Raw genomic sequence first — 18881 nt, 5'->3', positions numbered from 1 at the left:
ACCACTCTCGAAGAGAATTCGATTTACGTGCTTTGTAAATAACGCGCATGAAACGCCAAGTGCTCATCAATAAAACTGCTGATGAAGTAGTAACTATGATCGTAACCTGAGTGCATTCGTAACTGAACCTCACTGCCCGACAGTTTTGCCGCGGCTAACACTGTCTCTGGCTTCAACTGCTCGGCCAAAAAGCTATCAGCGTCGCCTTGATCAATCAGTATTGGCAGTGTGGCTTTACGCGATTTAAGCCACTCACACGCGTCATACTTTCGCCATTGAGTGGTATCTTGTCCCAAATACGCACTAAACGCTTTTTGCCCCCATGGTGACTGCATTGGATGACAAATTGGACTAAATGCCGAAATCGAACGATATTGCTCAGGTAACGTCAAGCCTGCGATCAGCGCGCCGTGCCCTCCCATACTGTGACCTGCTATCGACTTCACGTCAGTCACAAGGAAATGCGCTTCAATGATGCTAGGAAGCTCTTGAGTCACATAATCAAACATTTGATAGTGAGTATTCCAAGGCGGCTGAGTCGCATTGAGGTAAAAACCGGCCCCTTGCCCCAAATCAAAGCTGTCATCATCCGCCACCAGCTCGCCGCGCGGGCTGGTATCTGGCGCAACAATGGCAATTCCCAGCGCAGCGGCTGACTTAAACGCCGCCGCTTTTTGCATAAAATTTTCATCCGTGCAAGTTAACCCTGAGAGCCAATATAGCACGGGGACAGGTGTGTGCTGAGTCGCGTTGGGCGGAAGGTAGATAGCAAAACGCATATCACAATTCAGCACGCGCGATGAATGGCGATATTGTTTATGCCATCCTTCAGCCACTTTATTTTGACTGATATTTTCAAGCATCATAATGTCCCTTTGATACGCGAGTTACTTAGCCATGTGCAGCACAGTGCGAATCGATTCCCCTTTGTGCATCAGCTCAAACGCCTCGTTCACCTCTTCAAGTGCCATGGTATGAGTAATAAATTCCTGCAGCCCAAACTCACCCGCTAGATACTGATTAACAATGCCCGGCAGTTCGCTGCGACCTTTCACACCACCAAATGCAGAGCCTCGCCACACACGGCCAGTCACCAGTTGAAAGGGGCGCGTTGCAATTTCCTGACCTGCGCCAGCAACACCAATAATCACCGACTCACCCCAACCTTTATGACAGCACTCAAGTGCTTGACGCATGACATTGACGTTACCGATGCACTCAAAAGAGTAATCCACACCACCGTCTGTCATATCGATGATCACTTGTTGAATTGGGCTGGAAAAGTTTTGTGGGTTAATGACGTCCGTCGCACCAAGCTGTTTGGCTAACGCAAATTTACTCTCGTTGATATCGATACCAATAATGCGACTTGCACCCGCCATACGTGCGCCGATAATCGCAGACAAACCAATGCCGCCCAAGCCGAAGATCGCGACCGTGTCGCCTTCTTGTACTTTGGCCGTATTAAGCACGGCGCCCATGCCAGTGGTGACACCGCATCCTAACAGGCACACCTCTTCTAATGGCGCCGCTTTATTTACCTTGGCAAGCGAAATTTCAGGCAACACCGTGTATTCAGAAAATGTCGAACATCCCATATAGTGGTAGATGGTTTCGCCATTGAGCGAAAAACGGCTGGTACCATCGGGCATGAGTCCTTTGCCTTGAGTTTCACGTACGGCCTGACATAAATTGGTTTTACCCGATTTGCAGAATTTACATTCGCCGCACTCTGCGGTGTAAAGCGGGATCACATGGTCACCAACCGCCACACTGGTGACCCCTTCACCGACCATCTCAACAATCCCGCCACCTTCATGGCCTAAAATTGAAGGAAAAATACCCTCTGGATCATCGCCCGATAGCGTAAACGCATCGGTATGGCAAACTCCGGTTGCCACAATGCGAACCAGCACTTCGCCCGCTTTTGGCAACTCAACATCCACTTCGGCCATTTTTAATGGCTCACCTGCGGCCCACGCAACCATCGCTTTTGACTTGATGTGGGTTTGACCGGGTTTGATTTCAATTGTCATTCAGTGTGTCCTCACCTTTGGATTAGTTTCACGAGTTGATCATAGGATGGGTTGAGTTTTTTTATACAACAGACCGACTCGGCACAGCCTGTGCCTAAGTGATGTTTGGCTGCTGTGCATGGATGTTGTAATTTTAGAGAGCAATCAAAAAATGATAATCCCACCAAAATGAAAAGGATTTTTACTTATATGTAATAATAGAGCGCTAACTTGGGTTATCATTCCAAACGAATCGTTCAACCCACCCTTTTACAAACAGCGTGAAGCGGCATCAATTGAACCGAAGTGAGTCAATATATAAGGTAAAAAGGCATGGGACATTGGGAAGGCGTGAGTGAATTTGTCGCGGTGGCAGAAACCCAAAGCTTTACTGCGGCCGCGGCCAAATTACAGACATCAGTGGCACAGGTGAGCCGTAAGATCGCCGCCCTTGAGGAGCGGTTAGCCGTCAAACTGTTTCATCGCACCACGCGTAAAGTCTCCGTCACAGAAGCAGGACGAATTTACTTTCAGCACTGCAAACCCCTCGTTGAAGGTCTCGAGTTAGCCGAACTGTCCGTAACCGAGATGCAATCACAACCCAAAGGGCTGCTTCGAGTCACTGCGCCTGTCACTTATGGTGAAATGAATCTCGCCCCCCTGCTGCACCAGTTTCTTGAGCGCTACCCACTCGTTGATCTTGAGCTGCTACTCACCAATCAAAAACTCAATCTCATTGAGCAAGGGCTCGATATTGCGATTCGATTGGGACGACTGCAAGATTGTTCACTCATTGCGAAACGCTTAGCCTCTCGTCAGCTTTATGTCTGTGCTAGCACCAGCTATTTAGAGCAATTTGGTGAACCGCATACCTTGTCTGAGCTCACTCATCATCAGTGCCTCATTGGCAGCAGCGACACTTGGCACTTTCGCGAACAAGGCCGTGACAAATCGTTACGCATCAGTGGTCGGATTAAATGCAATAGCGGCTTTGCACTGGTTGATGCGGCCAAGCGTGGTCTGGGGTTAGTGCAATTGCCTGACTATTATGTGCAAGACGCCCTTTTGTGCGGCGATTTGATGGAAGTTCTCAGTCACTATCGCGCTGAGCAAGAGGGAATATGGGCGCTTTACCCGCAAAATCGAAACCTTTCTCCTAAAGTTCGAGCGCTGATTGATTTCTTAACCGAGCACCTTGCTGCGTCTTAATACAACATTATGCAGCCCATTGAAAACATGACAAGGCCAAGCAAAGTAGCTTGGCCTTGTGGTTTAGATTATCGCTGTCCTAAAGGTATCTTAAGCGACTGCTGTGTGAACCTGCGTCTCCGCACTTTTTTGTTTGAGTAATGCGTAAGTCACACCGGTGACCAAGGTTCCTGCGGTAATAGCCACAAGATACATCAGTACAGGGGTGATGGCATTGGGAATAAGCAGCACAAAGAGTCCACCATGTGGCGCCATTAAAGTCGCACCAAACAGCATAGAGAGTGCACCCGTTAGCGCGCCACCCGCAATGCACGCTGGGATCACACGCATTGGATCCTTAGCAGCAAACGGAATAGCGCCTTCTGAAATAAAACACAGGCCAAGCACAAATGACGCTTTGCCTGCTTCACGCTCACTCGGTTCAAACTTACTTTTTGCAATCACAGTGGCAAGCCCCATACCGAGTGCAGGCACCATACCTGCAGCCATAATCGCGGCCATGGGGGCGTAGCTTTGTGAAGCAAGCAAACCAACACCAAATGCGTAAGCGGCTTTATTGACAGGTCCACCCAAATCAAAACACATCATCGCGCCAAGAATAATACCCAAAAGCACAGCGCTGTCTGAGCCCATGTTATTCAAGAAATCCGTCAACCCATTCATGATGCTGGAAACGGGACCGCCGACGATGTAAATCATCACTAATCCAGTAAAGAGCGTCGCAACAAACGGAATGATGAGGATGGGTTTTAATGCCTCCATCGACTGCGGCAAGGTAACTTTGTTTGCCAGTAATTTTGCCGCATATCCGGCAATAAAACCCGCTGCAATGCCGCCAAGAAAGCCCGCTCCGGTGGTGCTAGCCAACATACCACCAACCAAACCCGGTGCTAAGCCAGGGCGATCCGCAATGGAAAAGGCAATATAACCAGCCAGCACTGGGATCATCAGAGCAAAGGCGGCTCCACCGCCAATGTTCATCAATGCCGCCGCCAAAGTACCTTCTTGTTTAAACGCGTCGATACCAAAGACAAAAGAGAGCGCAATGATTAATCCGCCAGCAACAACCACAGGCAACATATGAGAGACCCCTGTCATAAGATGCTTATATGCGCCTTTTTTCTCATCTGCTGCGGCAGGCGAACTTGACGAGCCCGAGTGTTGATAAACCGCAGCCTGTTCAAGCGCGTTATCCATCTCCTCAGCGGTCTTTTTCAGCGCAGGTCCGGTTTTTGTGCGATACATTTTTTTACCGCTAAAACGCTCAAGTGGCACCTCAATATCTGCGGCAATAATCACCAAATCCGCATCAGCAATCTCTTGCTCTGTCAGTTGATTTTTTGCCCCAACTGAACCACGCGTTTCCACTTTTATTTGATATCCGCGACGTTTACTTTCATTTTCTAATGCCTCTGCGGCCATAAACGTGTGAGCAACGCCCGTCGGGCAAGCGGTGATCGCGACAATGTTTTTCACCGCAGAGCGATGCTTATCGGCTTCATCATGTGTTGAAGTAACGGCGCATAGGTCGGCATGTTCAACGGCCTGCTGTAAAAATTCGCACGCCCCTTTTGCCACTGCAGCAATCTCTGCTCGATACACTTTTTTGCCAACAAAGCGCGACATATCGACCGGTGTATTGGCGGCGATAACAATCACCTCAGCGCTGGCAATATCTGCCTGACTCAGCGGCGTTGACTCAATAACGCTCGAATGACATTCAATTTTAGCATTCCAACCCAACTTCGCAGCGGCTTGTTCAAGCAAGCCTGCCGCGATAATGCTGTTAGCTACCCCACTTGGGCACGCGGTAATAATGGCAATATTCATACTGATAACCTTAGGTTGCTTAGTTTTGGTTTAATTTGGTATTTGGATTAAGCGCAAAAACATCGGTTTGACCCTGGATACGCTTCAGCTCGTTTTGGTCGCGACATCCCACACCGACTTGACTCACAGCCAGTGCAGAAAGTGCTGTCGCAAACCCCAAAATCTCGGATTTTGTCATCATTTGCATATGACCCCAGCACAGGCCCGCCACTAGGGTGTCACCAGCGCCAACGGTACTCACCACCGTCATTTTCGGTGGCACTGCGCGTAACCAGTGGCCTTGGTTAAGCCACATCACACCGTCTGCGCCCATGGAAACCACAATATTTTCGATTCCTTTGTCGCAGAGAGCTTGCGCCGCTGACTGACAAGCCTCAGGCGTTGTCAGGTGCGCGCCAACAAATTCACCAAGCTCTTCATCGTTGGGTTTAATGAGCCAAGGTTGAGCCTCAACGCCAGCAGCCAAAGCCGCCTTGCTGCTATCAAACAGCACCTTCTTACCCAACTGGCGTAGCTTGCTTATCCAGCTGGCGCACTGCTCGGGCGTAACACCACTTGGCAAACTGCCTGCTAGTACAAAGTACTCATGAGTTTTAGCAAGTTGAAAAAGAGTGTCTTCAAAACGGCTGATCTCCTCTTTCGACACATGTACGCCGGGGAAATTGATGTCAGTAACCTGACCATCGGCTTCAACCAGTTTGACATTGATGCGTGTCGCGCCTTCAACCTCAATAAAGGCATTTTTTGCATTCATTTCGGCAAAAAGCTGATGGAATAGCTCTGGGTTATCTTTGCCCAAAAATCCGGTGACTGTGACTTCGGCGCCGAGATCGCTCAGCACTTTAGCCACATTGACGCCTTTGCCCGCCGCATGAAGCTCGCTGCGCTCCACCAGACTGACACCGCCGAGATTGAGAGCGCCCAAAGCGCCAGTTAAATCCAATGCCGGATTTAAGGTAATGGTCACGACCTTAGTGGTTTTTTGTTGTGTCATCGTAGTGCGCCTTAACTCTCGCCTAATCCAGACGCAATCGCCTTACCAATCGATTCAAGCGCTTGAGCGGCGTCTGCACCTTCAGCGAAAAATTGCAGTTGATGACCATGTTTCACCCCAAGAGCAATCACCTTCATCAAGCTCTTCGCATTCACGGCTTTGCCATCACCACCTAGGTTTGCGACACGAATATTTGACTCAAATTTCTTTGCCTCAGCGACCAGCATTGCGCCAGGGCGAGCATGAAGACCATGGGCGTTTTTGATTTTAAAGATGGCGCTATTTTCGCTCTCACCACTGACATCTTCGCCTTTCAATAGCGCAATAATCTGTTCAGGGTTGGCATCAAGTAAGGCCGAATGCTGCTGGTTGAAAACCAAATTGGTGAGCTGAGTGAGTATGGCTTGATGCGCTTGATTACAGGCCGCAAATGCAATCAGCGCACGCACAGGCTCCCCCTCAAAGGTGCACTCATGACAGGTGGAAACAAACGCGACCCCGGTTTGCGTTACGTGTTTATTCGTGCCGACCAACCACACACCGTGCCCTAAGTGCGTAGGGGCTTTGGTGATAAGCTCTGCAACCGATTCATTGCCCGCAAAACAACCGCTGTTTTTAAGCAGTCCAGAGGCAACCGCACTCAGTTGAAGCATATCGCTGGCTGGGAATGAAAGCTGAATAAGAGCAGTGTCAAAAATCGCCTCAAGCTGCACATCACCATGCAATAACGCCATAATCTCTTCGGCGTTTTTCGCTTGGCGCAAACGTGCTTCGACCCCCTCGGCCCCCAGGACATTGGTCAGTTGTTTTAAAATGCCCAAATGCTCGTCAGATTTCGCGGCAATGCCAATGACAACGTATGCGGTATTACCATCCCCCCAGTCGACACCTTGAGGAAAATGGTGCACCGCAACACCTGTGGCTTTTACCATGTTTCGGGTATCTGTGGTTCCGTGCGGAATTGCAATCCCATTGCCTAAAAAAGTCGAGTTTTGCTTTTCACGGTTAAGCATACCGTCTACGTATCCGTGCTCAACGAGACCTTTGTCAGTGAGGCTTTGAGCAATACGCTTAATGGCTTCCAACTTATTCGGCGCAGATTGCGCGAGGGTAATGTCATTCGGACTGAGCTTGAGCATGGTGCTTCTCCGGCGTGTGCCCACTCGGTATCGCGCGAGTGAGTATCATGATTATTTTTTAACATCTCTGTGCTTTATCCCCTAGCCCAACGCCATTAAGTTGCGTGACTTTGAACTCAATTAGGGCCTAACTCAGAGTGCGTATTCGGCTGCATTTTATTGAATCGCGCCATTTTCCAATTCTTGCTGAATCCTTTCAGCTTTTATACTGAATCGATTCAGCTTATAGTTCAACTTACCGAAGCGTCATTGATGTATTAATATGATCCGGCGCACAGAATAAGGCTTGGTATATGACACTAGATGAGATAGCAAAATTGGCGGGCGTTTCAAAAACCACCGCAAGCTATGTAATAAACGGTAAGGCTCAGAAATATCGCATTAGCGAAAAGACTCAAAAGAAAGTCATCGCCATTGTTGAACAACATAATTACCGACCCGATCACGCTGCCACCTCCTTACGCGCAGGGCAATCGCGTTCGTTTGGTTTGATCATTCCCGATCTCGAGAACACCAGTTATGCGCGTCTTGCCAAATTGATTGAGCAAAACTCGCGCAAAGCCGGTTACCAAATTCTCATCGGTTGCTCTGATGATGATCCTCAAACCGAGATGAATGTGGCCAACGCGCTGGTCAGCCGACGAATTGATGCGCTATTTGTGGCAAGCGCCATGCCGAGCGCTAACGAGTTTTACTTAGCCTTACAAAACGGCGGTACGCCGGTCATTGCGCTTGACCGAGCGATGGACGATGAGGTCTTTTCTAGTGTGATAAGTGAGGACTTTGATGCCGCCTTTGAACTGACTAAATCGGTATTAGCGCCCAAAATCAGCTCTATTGGCCTTATCGGTGCCCTTGAAGAGTTGCAAATATCGAAAGAGCGTGAGTTAGGCTTTCGCTCCGCTTTAAGCGGAAAATCGACAGAAATATTGGTGAATTATGGCGCCCATTTCTCGCGCGAAGAGGGGCAAAAGATCGTTGAAAATTGGATAGCCCAACAACGCTTACCCGATGCGCTGATCACTACCTCATACACGTTACTTGAAGGGGTGCTAGATGCCTTACTTACTCGGCCAGATCTGATGGCTAGAGTACGCTTAGCCACATTTGGCGACAATCGATTACTGGACTTCCTACCCATAAAAATCAACTCTCTTCCACAGCAGTTTGAACTGATTGCCGATAGCGCAATGGCGCTCGCGCTGAATGCGTCGGCAAAACGTTACACCGCTGGTATCGAGCTCATCCCACGTAAAATGATCAAACGTCATTAGGCGAACATTCCGCATATTCGCCCCTGACCACTCTGTGTTATTGTTTGATTTCCGTTAGAGTTTGGTTATTTGAATATAGTTAGAAAATTCAAATTAAGTTATAATCGCTAAACTTTAGTTTAATCACAGGGTGACAGCGATGGAAAATCGGCTTTTAGTGCGACAATTGGGCCGCCAAGCATACTTGCCAACTTGGCAATCAATGCACCGATTTACCGATTCTCGAGAGGCAAGCACCCTTGATGAGATTTGGTTGGTCGAGCATGACCCTGTTTTTACCCAAGGACAAGCAGGCAAGGCTGAGCACCTGCTGACTCAAAGTGAGATTCCCGTGGTACAAAGTGACCGAGGTGGGCAGATCACCTATCATGGTCCTGGGCAATTAGTCGCCTACTTTCTAATTGATTTACGGCGTAAACAGCTGGGTGTGCGCGAGCTAGTCACTCACATCGAGCAAAGCGTTGTTGAGACCTTGGCTCAATTTTCCATCGAAAGCTACCCTCGCCCTGACGCGCCTGGCGTGTATGTTGCCGAGAAAAAAATTTGTTCTCTCGGCCTGCGGATTCGCAAAGGCTGCTCATTTCACGGGCTGGCGCTTAATGTCGACATGGATTTAAGCCCTTTTCACAACATCAACCCGTGTGGCTATCAAGGGCTTGAAATGACGCAAACCAGCGCACTTGGTGGACCGAGCGATCTGACATTGGTAGGCGAGTCGTTAATTCACGTGCTGACCAAACGGCTTGGTTATGACTCTGTTTCTTGGCCTCCACATGACACCTCATCACTTGGTGAAGCGTCACTCTTATTATCGACTGACAAACCCACTGACTCATCAATTACGACGCAGTCTTTGAATCCGCAACCCTAAGCTAACGATAAGTAGAACAATATGAGCAAACCTATTCAAATGGAACACGGCGTCAAATATCGTGATGCCGATAAAATGGCGCTAATTCCCGTCAAAAACATGCCTGATGAACCCGTCGAAACGCTGCGCAAACCCGAATGGATGAAAATCAAGTTGCCCGCAGACAGCCAGCGCATTCAAGACATTAAATCGGCGATGCGGAAAAACAAATTGCATTCTGTCTGTGAAGAAGCCTCTTGCCCCAACTTAGCGGAGTGCTTTAATCATGGCACAGCCACCTTTATGATCCTTGGTGCTATCTGTACACGCCGCTGCCCGTTTTGCGATGTGGCCCACGGGCGCCCGCTCGCTCCGGAAGTGGATGAACCGCAAAAATTGGCACAAACCATCCACGACATGAAGCTTAAGTACGTTGTGGTCACCTCCGTTGACCGCGACGATCTGCGCGATGGTGGTGCGCAGCACTTTGCCGATTGCACGCGAGAAATTCGGGCCAAAAGCCCCAACATTAAAATTGAAACCCTAGTGCCGGATTTTCGCGGTCGCATGGACGTTGCGCTGGACCTTCTGAAAGATAATCCGCCCGATGTGTTTAATCACAACCTCGAAACGGCGCCGCGCTTGTATCGTAAAGCGCGCCCGGGTGCCAACTATAAATGGTCACTGGAATTGCTACAGAAATTTAAACAGCAGCACCCAACGATTCCGACCAAATCGGGCTTAATGATGGGATTAGGCGAAACCAAAGAAGAGATCATTGAGGTTCTTAAAGACTTACGTGCCCACGGCGTGACAATGCTAACCTTAGGTCAGTACTTAGCGCCAAGCCGCCATCACTTGCCAGTCGCGCGATACGTGCCGCCAGAAGAGTTCGATGAGTTGAAAGAAATTGCGCTCAGCCTTGGTTTTACTCATGCCGCTTGTGGCCCGTTTGTTCGCTCGTCCTACCATGCGGACATGCAAGCTCAAGGGATTGAAGTCAAATAACGCATTCAAATAGTACAAAAAAAGAGCTCAATTGAGCTCTTTTTTATTTTTTGATTGGCTGATTATGCGTAAACAGGTAGGCGCTTACAGATTGCCAGTACTTTTTGCTTCGTTGACTCAATCACATCCGCATTATCGATGTTATCTAGCACATCACACATCCAGTTTGCCAAGTCCACCGCATCTTGCTGAGTAAAGCCACGACGAGTGATTGACGGCGTACCAACACGAATACCAGAAGTAACAAATGGGCTACGTGGGTCATTTGGTACCGAGTTCTTGTTTACCGTGATGTTTGCAGCGCCAAGTGCAGCGTCAGCGTCTTTACCTGTGATGTTTTTGTCAATCAAATCAACCAAAAACAAGTGGTTTTCCGTACCGTTAGACACGATTTTGTAACCGCGCTCTTGGAACTGAGCAACCATGGCTTTCGCGTTTTCAACTACGCGCGCTTGATACGCTTTAAACTCAGGCTCCATCGCCTCTTTGAACGCAACCGCTTTTGCCGCAATAACGTGCATCAAAGGACCACCTTGACCACCAGGGAAAACCGCTGAGTTCAATTTTTTGTACATCTCTTCGCCTGCGTTTGACAAAATCAAACCGCCACGAGGACCTGCTAAAGTTTTGTGCGTCGTCGTCGTCACAACATGTGCGTGTGGCAGTGGCGTTGGGTAAACGCCTGCCGCAATCAGACCTGCAACGTGCGCCATATCAACAAATAAATAGGCGTCTACTTTATCTGCGATCTCACGCATGCGTTTCCAATCAACCACTTGTGAATAAGCAGAAAAGCCACCGATGATCATTTTTGGCTTGTGCTCAAGCGCAAGAGCTTCCATTTCATCGTAGTTGATTTGGCCAGTCTCATCGATACCGTAAGGGATCACATGATAGTGCTTGCCGGAAAAGTTCACTGGTGAGCCGTGAGTTAAATGACCGCCATGCGCAAGGCTCATACCTAATACGGTATCACCTGGGTTTAGTAGCGCCATGTAAACAGCACTGTTGGCTTGTGAACCAGAATGCGGTTGAACGTTCGCGTATTCGCAATCAAAAAGCTGACACGCACGGTCAATCGCTAATGCCTCAGCCTTATCGACATACTCACAACCGCCATAGTAACGCTTGCCTGGATAGCCTTCAGCGTATTTATTGGTCAACTGCGAGCCCTGTGCTTCCATGACGCGTGGGCTGGTGTAGTTTTCTGAAGCGATAAGTTCAATATGTTCTTCTTGACGAAGAGTTTCTTCTTGGATAGCGGCGAATAGCTCCGCATCGTAATCCGCGATGTTCATATCACGCTTTAGCATCTGTATCTCCTGACTCAGACTTACTGAAAGTTGCAAAAAAACCAGATAACGGCAAAAAGCAAACGTTTTCGTCATCCTGTTTATGCACGTATTTTACATAATTGGAATTACTGCTTAAAGGAAAAATTGCTTTTTTCTCATGGCATTTTTTCATCATCAACCCGCCGATATTTCATAGTGATGGCAAGTCTGACCACTAAAACACCTGTTTTGGTTTGAACGCTTTACACTGTGTAAAGCTCAAAATACAAGCCTTTAGCAAAAGATCGTCATCTACCCTATCGAAAATGATGGCTTTCTACTACTATTTCGCCCCCTTTATTGGCATTAAATTTTTGAATTGATGGAAAAACACTCACGTAAAGAAGACTGGATTGCAATCTTCACAGGCACCTTGATTGTTGCTCAGGGCGTCTACTTTCTGCAAGCTGCTGACCTTCTGACGGGCGGCACCACCGGCCTTGCTTTGCTGATGACGCACTTTGTCTCGGCCAGTTTTGGAACCCTGTATTTTCTTGCCAATACCCCATTTTATTTGCTGGCTTGGCGGCGATTTGGCGCTAAATTTGCGTTTAACAGCGCATTATCAGGCGCTCTAGTCTCGATTTTTGCCGATCATCTGCCACTTATGTATACGGTCGAGAACGTCAATCCGCTCTATTGCGGCATTGTTGGTGGGATTTTGATGGGAGTGGGGATGCTGATCTTATTTCGCCACCGTTCAAGTTTGGGTGGGTTCAACGTGCTTTGTCTGGCCATTCAAGACAAGTGGGGCATTTCCGTTGGCAAAACACAAATGGCGATTGATGTCACCATTTTACTCGCCTCGTTTTTGTTTATCACCCCAAGCGTTATCGCCATTTCCGTTGTGGGTGCCATCACATTAAATATGGTGTTAGCGATGAATCACAAGCCGCAGCGTTACAGCGTGTCATACCCTCGCTAATTAAAGTAAAACGGGCCGTAGCCCGTTTTACTTTATGGTGAATCAGTTAAGGCGCTTCTGTTGTGGCGCAATCATTATAAAATCGATTATTGATCTCTAACATCGCCATATCGCCTTTGGCCAAAAACGTCACAGGCCAAGCCCCAGTGCGACTGAACATCATGCCGGATGCCGCCGGGGTACGAGTGAGTAAGACTTCATTTTCAGGCAAAATCGTCTGCCCAGGCATATTTAAACGAACCGCATCGTAATTGTTGAGAAAATCCGCTGTTACGTGCAAATTCGGCGCGCAAACATAGTGCGCCGTATCCTCAACCGATTCATTTTTGCTTAGCGTTGAACACCCAGCCAACGCCGTTATTGCAATTATCGAAAAAAGTGTTGTTTTCACACAGCCTCTCCTAATTTGGCTTGGCCGTGCAATCGGCCTAGCGCGATTTAAGGTAAGCGGGCACGTCGCGAATACTATCAAGCACTGATGTTGCCAGTGCCTCACCTTCTGCAGTCACCGGTTTCCCCGTACGCACCAAAATGCGTGTAGCTACACCCGCAGCCTGCGCCGCCATCATGTCTTCTTTTTTATCGCCAATCATCACCGATTTTTCCATGTCAATCTTGAGAAAATCGCGTGCAGAGAAAAACATACCTGGCTCAGGTTTACGGCAATCACAGGTCTGACGGTACGCCTCAACCGCCCCTTCTGGATGGTGAGGACAGTAATAAATGCCATCAAATTCGACGCCATTATCAACAAAGTTCCAGTCCATCCACTGCGTCAGAGACAAAAAACGGTCTTCACTAAACTTTCCGCGAGCGATACCTGACTGGTTCGTCACTAGGACTAACAAATACCCCATCTCTTTAAGCGCTTTGGTGGCGGCAAACACGCCATCAATGAATTCAAAGTCATGTTCATCGTGAACATACCCATGATCAACATTGATTACGCCATCACGATCGATAAATACAGCAGGTTTAGCCAAAATTTTGCTCTCACTTAGTTCTGATTGCCGCCGATTATATACCCATAGCCCATCAACTTGAAGTTGCCACAAAATAGCAAGCCAATAAGGCTTTCATCCCACCCTTACTAGGTTGAAGGTCGATTAACGATAGGGTCATTTCATCCTGGTTGTGGATTAACTCCATCCACCCCAACTCATTTGGACGTCTAGACGTAAAAATATCTATTGACAGACATGTTAGGAATCCATAGCATCATCTAACATCTTCGGCGCAAGTTGAAACAATCTGCTGCTAATCAGGCCAGGGAATATCATGATTGCATTACAACACATTAACAAAGTATTTGCGCAAGGCGATAACGCGATTCATGCGTTAAAAGACATAAAGTTAGAGATCAAAGCTGGCACTATTTTCGGTGTTATTGGGGCTTCGGGAGCAGGAAAAAGCACGCTGATCCGCTGCGTCAATATGCTTGAAGCGCCGACATCTGGTGCCGTGATCGTCGATGGGGTGGATCTCACCACGCTCTCCAGCAAAGAGTTGAGCGCAGCACGCCGCAACATCGGTATGATTTTTCAACATTTCAACCTGCTCGCGTCACGTACGGTATTTGACAACGTCGCGCTGCCACTGGAGCTGGCCGGCAAATCAAAAACAGAAATTGATACCAAGGTGACCGAACTATTGGCGCTAGTGGGGCTTGCAGACAAGCACCACACCTATCCTGCCAACCTAAGTGGCGGTCAAAAGCAGCGTGTTGCCATTGCTCGTGCGCTTGCTAGCTCACCTAAAGTGTTGCTGTGTGATGAGGCCACCAGCGCGTTAGATCCGGCGACCACACACTCGATTTTACAGTTGCTTAAAGAGATCAATCGCAAACTCAACCTGACCATTTTACTGATTACCCATGAGATGGATGTAGTAAAAAGTATCTGCCATCAAGTAGCGATCATCGGTGGCGGAGAATTGGTTGAGCAAGGCAGTGTTGGCGATATATTTGCCCACCCTAAAAGTGAGCTGGCACATCAATTTATTCGCTCGACCCTTGATTTATCGATACCAGATGATTTTCAACGCCGCCTGCAGCCAACTCGTGAGGATAACAGCCATCCTTTGGTGCGTTTGGAGTTTACTGGTGAAACGGCCGATGCACCGCTGATGTCACAAGTTAGCCGCAATTTTAATATCGACATCAGCATTCTTAACTCCAATCTTGATTACGCTGGCGGCGTTAAGTTTGGCATGATGGTCGCCGAGCTTTTTGGCACTGAAGACGACGACAATGCCGCCATCGATTTTTTGCGTAAGCACAATGTAAAAGTAGAGGTACTTGGCTATGTCTGTTAACACTATCACTGATTGGCTTAGCCAAAATAGCGACCTTTTGTTAGGGGCAACGCTCGAAACACTTTACATGGTTGCCATGTCGGGATTGATTGGTTTTGTGGTCGGCATACCACTTGGTGTGGTACTGCACACCAGTAAAAAAGGAGGGCTGCTTGCCAATCCTCGTTTAAACCGAGTGCTTAGCGCTGTGGTCAATGTTGGCCGCTCTGTGCCGTTTTTGGTGTTGATGGTGGCAATTATTCCGGTCACCAAATTACTTGTGGGAACGTTTATTGGCACCACCGCTGCGATTGTTCCTCTGGCCATTGGCGCAATTCCTTTTGTTGCACGCTTAATTGAAGGAGCGTTATTGGAAGTGCCCAGCGGCTTAGTTGAAGCGGCGCAATCAATGGGTGCCACGCCACTACAGATCATTTGTAAAGTGTTACTGCCTGAAGCACTGCCCACCATTATCAACGCCGTGACCATCACTATGGTTACTTTGGTGAGCTATTCGGCAATGGCCGGTACCGTCGGTGGTGGCGGTCTTGGGGATGTTGCCATTCGTTATGGGTTCTATCGCTACGATGTCACGGTCATGATTGTCACCGTCATCATGCTTATTGTTTTGGTACAAATTATTCAATCGATCGGGGAAAGTATTGTTCGCCGCGTTGACCACCGATAAATTTCAGCAATATTAAGGAGTTTGAAATGAAATTTAGCCTCAAACAGCTTATCACCTCAACGGTGATCACGTCCGCTATCGCCCTCACTGGATGTGGCAGCGAAGAGCAAAACAGCAATACCATCACGCTCGGTGTGATCGCTGGCGCGGAAGAGCAAGTTGCTGAAGTGGCGAAAAAAGTCGCTAAAGAACGTTACGATTTGGATGTTAAACTGGTGACGTTTACAGATTACATTACGCCCAACGCGGCACTGGCTGATGGCTCTGTCGACATTAACGCTTTCCAGCACAAACCGTATCTCGACCAACAAATTGCCGACCGTGGTTACCCACTCGCCATTGCTGGTAACACTTTCGTTTACCCTATTGCTGGCTACTCAAAAACCGTGACGTCGGTTAGTGAGTTAGACAATGGCGCACGCATTGCTGTGCCAAATGACCCAACCAACCTAGGTCGCTCTCTGCTGCTGCTTGAAAAGCAAGGTCTGATCACCCTGCGCGAAGGCGTTGGCCTAATGGCAACGGTGCGTGACATTACTGCCAATCCAAAACAGCTTGATATCGTGGAACTCGAAGCAGCTCAACTGCCTCGCGCACTTGATGAAGTCGCCATTGCGGTGATTAACAATACCTTTGCCGCTTCAGTCGACTTAACGCCAGAAAAGAACGGCATCTTTGTCGAAGACAAAGACTCACCTTACGTTAACTTGATTGTGGCACGTAAAGAAAACGTCGCCGATGAACGCGTTAAAACATTCATCAAAGCGTATCAAAGCGAAGAAGTGTACCAAGCTGCCAACACCATTTTTAATGGCAGTGTCGTCAAAGGCTGGTAATGCGCCTTTCTCTTTACTGACTCACCTATCCTTTGATTAAAAAGAAGTCGCCGCTGGCGACTTCTTTTTTTCTTTCTATACCCAAGTCACCTCAAGATGCATGGTTCAGCGAGAACTTGGGAATATGCCGTGAGTTAAATAGCGAAGGCACTATTTCAAGTGATCCCACGAAATATTGGAAACGATTCGGCACGCATCGCACTTAAAATGAAAAATATCGTGCAGTGGCGTGTCTAATCGCCACTCTCCGCCACATTTGGGGCACTTACGTGCCAACTCTGCATCCAGACTCTCGCCACCCACACGGTACTGATAATAATACGTGGGTACTTGACTTAAATATTCAATGCGCCCGCGTAGATCCCAGCCACGACGAAACAGCACACTGTCCGCATCGCAAATTTCGTGCAGTGCAGCAAACTCTGCGCGACATGCGCCGGCCATCTGTAACTCATCGCACGCCTGCCATTCCGTTTGCCATTTAATCACCGCTTTGTGATCGCCATTAAAGGTGGGGCCATAGCGATAGAGTGGGATCGGCAATAAGCTCTCGCCGCTGCGCAGGGGTGAGCAAGTGTGAACATAAGTAGTGTAAAGCACCTGCCAACTTGGCGTTTCGGTTTCCGCCGCTTGTTCCGAGTTAATATCCAGCCCAAGTAAACGTACTTTCGGTGCCAGCAGACTCGCTTCACTCAGGTTTGCGATGCAGCGCTGAACAAATTCAGAATGATGACGAGGGTGTAAGCTCTCTTTCTCTGGGCAGACGGTGCGTACAAAAAACTCCCCCTCTCCCATCACAATCGGAAATTCGCGTCCCAAGACTTGGCCGTTGTAGCGCAGCGCATCCATCAGGCCATTAATCGCCTTATCCACGGCACTAATTGTCGTGTTATCAAAGCACTCAAACTGCAATTCGACTACATACACGGTGTCACCACCGGCGTTAAGTGATCCAAAAACTCAACCAGGTTCGACGCAAGTACCTCTCGCTGATGAGTGCCAATACGTTCAAGCAGCACCTCGCCAGTCAAATTGCAAATCGATACAACGTCCATTTCTGCCTCGGTGGCCGCAATAAATACCGTCGGTTTCAATTTTAAGCGGCGCTGCGTGACCAGATGGCCAAGAATATTTTCTTGCAGTCGCACAAAATCCTCATCACTCCAAACTTGCAGTAATGTCAAATGCTGGCCTTGCCACTGCGCATTCATATCGGCGGCCCACTGAGTGCCATAAAACGCCTTTATCGACTCGTCTAAAGTCAAGTCAATTGCGTGTTCAACTTGGGTAAAATCGGCAATCTGCTCAAGGGGTTGCGGCTGCCAAAAAACGGCATCGCCCTGAGTGCGTACAATACAAGGTGAAGCAAGCCCGGTGAGTTCACCGCTGCACGGCAAATCGTTTTCCTGCTGCCACCATACGTCCAGATAGCGTTGGCTAAAATCACTCAGAGCCTGAGCAACCGTTTTCGTCATAACACACTCCTCAAAACACCCCACTCCCCCACAAAAAACCCGTTGTGGCTTGCCATAGGCAACGGGTATAACAATAGCTTTTGCGATACGGATTCAGTAAAATTCTCGCCATTCTAATCGAATTTCGGTCCAAAGATGAGCAAATATTCTGATGCTAAAGAGCTAGCAGGGTTAACCCTTGGCAAAGCCACTCAATACAGTCACGATTACGATCCTACGTTGTTGCAAGCGGTGCCTCGTAGCTTAAATCGCGACGATCTCGCGCTCGGTGATACTTTGCCATTTGTTGGGCACGACATCTGGACCTTGTATGAACTCTCTTGGCTCAACGCGCGAGGTTTGCCACAAGTGGCAATTGGTGAAGTTGCGATTCCCGCGCACAGCGCAAACTTAATTGAGTCTAAGTCTTTCAAACTTTACCTTAACAGCTACAACCAAACGCGTTTTTCCTCTTGGCAAGCGGTGCAAAATCAGTTGATTGAAGATCTTTCAGCTTGCGCAGGGACTCCCGTACAGGTCGCCGTAAACCCACTAAGTCACTACAACGGCCAACCTATCGTGTCAATGAATGGCGATTGTATTGATGATCAAGACATTGATATCAAGAGTTATGAATTTGATGCCAGTCTACTGACCGATGCGGCCAGTGATATTGTTGTCGAAGAGACGCTGCATAGCCATCTACTCAAATCAAACTGTCTTATCACCAATCAACCGGATTGGGGCAGTGTTGAAATTCGCTACTGTGGGGGCCAGATTGACAAAGAGAAGCTCCTGCGGTATTTGGTATCTTTTCGCGAGCACAACGAGTTTCACGAGCAGTGTGTCGAAAGAATTTTTTGTGACATCATGCACTACTGCGCGCCAAGCAAGTTGACCGTTTATGCGCGCTACACTCGACGTGGTGGATTGGATATCAACCCTTATCGCTCAACCGAACAAGCGCTTCCGGCGCACAATCATCGTATGGCGCGTCAATAAACGCGCCTAAAGCTTGTCTACCTAAGGAACG

The 18881-nt window shown here is 48.4% G+C and carries 19 protein-coding genes; 9 read left to right on the top strand and 10 right to left on the bottom strand.

Going from position 1 to position 18881, the window contains the following annotated elements; translation table 11 throughout:
• Positions 1-23: 23 nt before the first annotated feature.
• Positions 24-866: an S-formylglutathione hydrolase gene (fghA, locus tag HGP28_RS14855; protein ID WP_168837263.1), complete on the bottom strand. Its 843-nt coding sequence runs from the start codon at positions 864-866 to the stop codon at positions 24-26.
• A gap of 21 nt (positions 867-887) precedes the next feature.
• Entirely contained in the window at positions 888-2036 is a 1149-nt protein-coding gene (locus HGP28_RS14850) for an S-(hydroxymethyl)glutathione dehydrogenase/class III alcohol dehydrogenase (RefSeq protein ID WP_168837262.1), read from the bottom strand.
• 312 nt (positions 2037-2348) lie between these two features.
• Here HGP28_RS14850 and HGP28_RS14845 point away from each other — a divergent pair, with 312 nt between their 5' ends.
• Positions 2349-3224 carry a LysR family transcriptional regulator gene (locus HGP28_RS14845; RefSeq protein WP_168837261.1) on the top strand — a complete coding sequence of 292 codons (876 nt, stop codon included), beginning with the start codon at positions 2349-2351 and terminating at the stop codon, positions 3222-3224.
• Positions 3225-3314: 90 nt separating this feature from the next.
• Here HGP28_RS14845 and fruA read toward each other — a convergent pair whose 3' ends face one another.
• The 3 genes from fruA to fruB are packed head-to-tail and all read right to left on the bottom strand — an operon-like array spanning position 3315 to position 7187.
• Positions 3315-5054 (bottom strand): PTS fructose transporter subunit IIBC, encoded by a 1740-nt coding sequence (gene fruA / locus HGP28_RS14840; protein ID WP_168837260.1) that lies wholly within the window; start codon positions 5052-5054, stop codon positions 3315-3317.
• Between the two features lie 19 nt (positions 5055-5073).
• Positions 5074-6048, bottom strand: a complete 975-nt coding sequence (pfkB, locus tag HGP28_RS14835) for a 1-phosphofructokinase (RefSeq protein ID WP_168837259.1) — start codon at positions 6046-6048, stop codon at positions 5074-5076.
• A gap of 11 nt (positions 6049-6059) precedes the next feature.
• Positions 6060-7187 (bottom strand): fused PTS fructose transporter subunit IIA/HPr protein, encoded by a 1128-nt coding sequence (gene fruB / locus HGP28_RS14830; RefSeq protein WP_168837258.1) that lies wholly within the window; start codon positions 7185-7187, stop codon positions 6060-6062.
• A 293-nt stretch (positions 7188-7480) separates the two neighbouring features.
• Between fruB and cra the strand changes: the two genes are divergently transcribed.
• From cra to lipA, 3 genes are all read left to right on the top strand, one after another.
• Positions 7481-8461, top strand: coding sequence for a catabolite repressor/activator (gene cra / locus HGP28_RS14825; RefSeq protein ID WP_168837257.1), 981 nt, complete (start codon positions 7481-7483; stop codon positions 8459-8461).
• 139 nt (positions 8462-8600) lie between these two features.
• Complete coding sequence (gene lipB / locus HGP28_RS14820; RefSeq protein ID WP_168837256.1) at positions 8601-9332, top strand: lipoyl(octanoyl) transferase LipB; 732 nt, start codon at positions 8601-8603, stop codon at positions 9330-9332.
• A gap of 21 nt (positions 9333-9353) precedes the next feature.
• A complete protein-coding gene (gene lipA, locus HGP28_RS14815; protein WP_168837255.1) occupies positions 9354-10319 on the top strand; it encodes a lipoyl synthase in 966 nt (321 codons plus the stop codon).
• A 62-nt stretch (positions 10320-10381) separates the two neighbouring features.
• Here lipA and glyA read toward each other — a convergent pair whose 3' ends face one another.
• On the bottom strand, positions 10382-11632 hold the full coding sequence (gene glyA, locus HGP28_RS14810; protein WP_168837254.1) for a serine hydroxymethyltransferase: 1251 nt from the start codon (positions 11630-11632) through the stop codon (positions 10382-10384).
• 343 nt (positions 11633-11975) lie between these two features.
• Here glyA and HGP28_RS14805 point away from each other — a divergent pair, with 343 nt between their 5' ends.
• Positions 11976-12578 carry a YitT family protein gene (locus HGP28_RS14805; RefSeq protein ID WP_168837253.1) on the top strand — a complete coding sequence of 201 codons (603 nt, stop codon included), beginning with the start codon at positions 11976-11978 and terminating at the stop codon, positions 12576-12578.
• 46 nt (positions 12579-12624) lie between these two features.
• Here HGP28_RS14805 and HGP28_RS14800 read toward each other — a convergent pair whose 3' ends face one another.
• Together HGP28_RS14800 and gmhB are read right to left on the bottom strand one after the other, a co-directional pair.
• On the bottom strand, positions 12625-12969 hold the full coding sequence (locus HGP28_RS14800; protein ID WP_168837252.1) for an MliC family protein: 345 nt from the start codon (positions 12967-12969) through the stop codon (positions 12625-12627).
• A gap of 37 nt (positions 12970-13006) precedes the next feature.
• The gene (gene gmhB, locus HGP28_RS14795; RefSeq protein WP_168837251.1) at positions 13007-13561 is read right to left on the bottom strand and encodes a D-glycero-beta-D-manno-heptose 1,7-bisphosphate 7-phosphatase; all 555 of its coding nucleotides are present in this window, start codon (positions 13559-13561) and stop codon (positions 13007-13009) included.
• A 295-nt stretch (positions 13562-13856) separates the two neighbouring features.
• Between gmhB and metN the strand changes: the two genes are divergently transcribed.
• Genes metN through HGP28_RS14780 form a run of 3 tightly spaced genes read left to right on the top strand, consistent with a single transcriptional unit; the run spans position 13857 to position 16394 of the window.
• Positions 13857-14891, top strand: a complete 1035-nt coding sequence (metN, locus tag HGP28_RS14790; protein WP_168837250.1) for a methionine ABC transporter ATP-binding protein MetN — start codon at positions 13857-13859, stop codon at positions 14889-14891.
• Positions 14881-15558 (top strand): methionine ABC transporter permease, encoded by a 678-nt coding sequence (locus tag HGP28_RS14785; RefSeq protein WP_168837249.1) that lies wholly within the window; start codon positions 14881-14883, stop codon positions 15556-15558. The genes metN and HGP28_RS14785 overlap by 11 nt, the downstream gene beginning before the upstream one ends.
• A 26-nt stretch (positions 15559-15584) precedes the next feature.
• Positions 15585-16394 carry a MetQ/NlpA family lipoprotein gene (locus HGP28_RS14780; RefSeq protein ID WP_168837248.1) on the top strand — a complete coding sequence of 270 codons (810 nt, stop codon included), beginning with the start codon at positions 15585-15587 and terminating at the stop codon, positions 16392-16394.
• 150 nt (positions 16395-16544) lie between these two features.
• On the opposite strand, the gene HGP28_RS14775 is transcribed toward HGP28_RS14780, so the two are convergent.
• Together HGP28_RS14775 and syd are read right to left on the bottom strand one after the other, a co-directional pair.
• On the bottom strand, positions 16545-17321 hold the full coding sequence (locus tag HGP28_RS14775; protein WP_168837247.1) for a DUF2310 family Zn-ribbon-containing protein: 777 nt from the start codon (positions 17319-17321) through the stop codon (positions 16545-16547).
• Positions 17312-17869, bottom strand: coding sequence for a SecY-interacting protein (gene syd / locus HGP28_RS14770; protein WP_168837246.1), 558 nt, complete (start codon positions 17867-17869; stop codon positions 17312-17314). Before syd ends, HGP28_RS14775 begins: the two co-directional genes overlap by 10 nt.
• A gap of 135 nt (positions 17870-18004) precedes the next feature.
• Between syd and queF the strand changes: the two genes are divergently transcribed.
• Entirely contained in the window at positions 18005-18850 is an 846-nt protein-coding gene (gene queF, locus HGP28_RS14765; protein ID WP_168837245.1) for an NADPH-dependent 7-cyano-7-deazaguanine reductase QueF, read from the top strand.
• The last annotated feature ends 31 nt before the right edge of the window (positions 18851-18881 follow it).

The sequence above is a fragment of the Vibrio agarilyticus genome, assembly GCF_012641465.1.
GTDB classification, from domain to species: Bacteria; Pseudomonadota; Gammaproteobacteria; order Enterobacterales; family Vibrionaceae; genus Vibrio; species Vibrio agarilyticus.
The sequence above is the reverse complement of the archived record's forward strand: the minus strand, read 5'-3'. Positions and strand labels throughout refer to the sequence as shown.

Bases quoted from the DNA above. Each gene is read 5' to 3' on its own strand.
- fghA (WP_168837263.1), bottom strand. From the start codon at position 866: ATGATGCTTGAAAATATCAGTCAAAATAAAGTGGCTGAAGGATGGCAT.
- HGP28_RS14780 (WP_168837248.1), top strand. From the start codon at position 15,585: ATGAAATTTAGCCTCAAACAGCTTATCACCTCAACGGTGATCACGTCC.
- lipB (WP_168837256.1), top strand. From the start codon at position 8,601: ATGGAAAATCGGCTTTTAGTGCGACAATTGGGCCGCCAAGCATACTTG.
- HGP28_RS14805 (WP_168837253.1), top strand. From the start codon at position 11,976: ATGGAAAAACACTCACGTAAAGAAGACTGGATTGCAATCTTCACAGGC.
- glyA (WP_168837254.1), bottom strand. From the start codon at position 11,632: ATGCTAAAGCGTGATATGAACATCGCGGATTACGATGCGGAGCTATTC.
- fruB (WP_168837258.1), bottom strand. From the start codon at position 7,187: ATGCTCAAGCTCAGTCCGAATGACATTACCCTCGCGCAATCTGCGCCG.
- HGP28_RS14785 (WP_168837249.1), top strand. From the start codon at position 14,881: ATGTCTGTTAACACTATCACTGATTGGCTTAGCCAAAATAGCGACCTT.
- HGP28_RS14850 (WP_168837262.1), bottom strand. From the start codon at position 2,036: ATGACAATTGAAATCAAACCCGGTCAAACCCACATCAAGTCAAAAGCG.
- metN (WP_168837250.1), top strand. From the start codon at position 13,857: ATGATTGCATTACAACACATTAACAAAGTATTTGCGCAAGGCGATAAC.
- fruA (WP_168837260.1), bottom strand. From the start codon at position 5,054: ATGAATATTGCCATTATTACCGCGTGCCCAAGTGGGGTAGCTAACAGC.
- pfkB (WP_168837259.1), bottom strand. From the start codon at position 6,048: ATGACACAACAAAAAACCACTAAGGTCGTGACCATTACCTTAAATCCG.
- HGP28_RS14845 (WP_168837261.1), top strand. From the start codon at position 2,349: ATGGGACATTGGGAAGGCGTGAGTGAATTTGTCGCGGTGGCAGAAACC.
- lipA (WP_168837255.1), top strand. From the start codon at position 9,354: ATGAGCAAACCTATTCAAATGGAACACGGCGTCAAATATCGTGATGCC.
- syd (WP_168837246.1), bottom strand. From the start codon at position 17,869: ATGACGAAAACGGTTGCTCAGGCTCTGAGTGATTTTAGCCAACGCTAT.
- cra (WP_168837257.1), top strand. From the start codon at position 7,481: ATGACACTAGATGAGATAGCAAAATTGGCGGGCGTTTCAAAAACCACC.
- queF (WP_168837245.1), top strand. From the start codon at position 18,005: ATGAGCAAATATTCTGATGCTAAAGAGCTAGCAGGGTTAACCCTTGGC.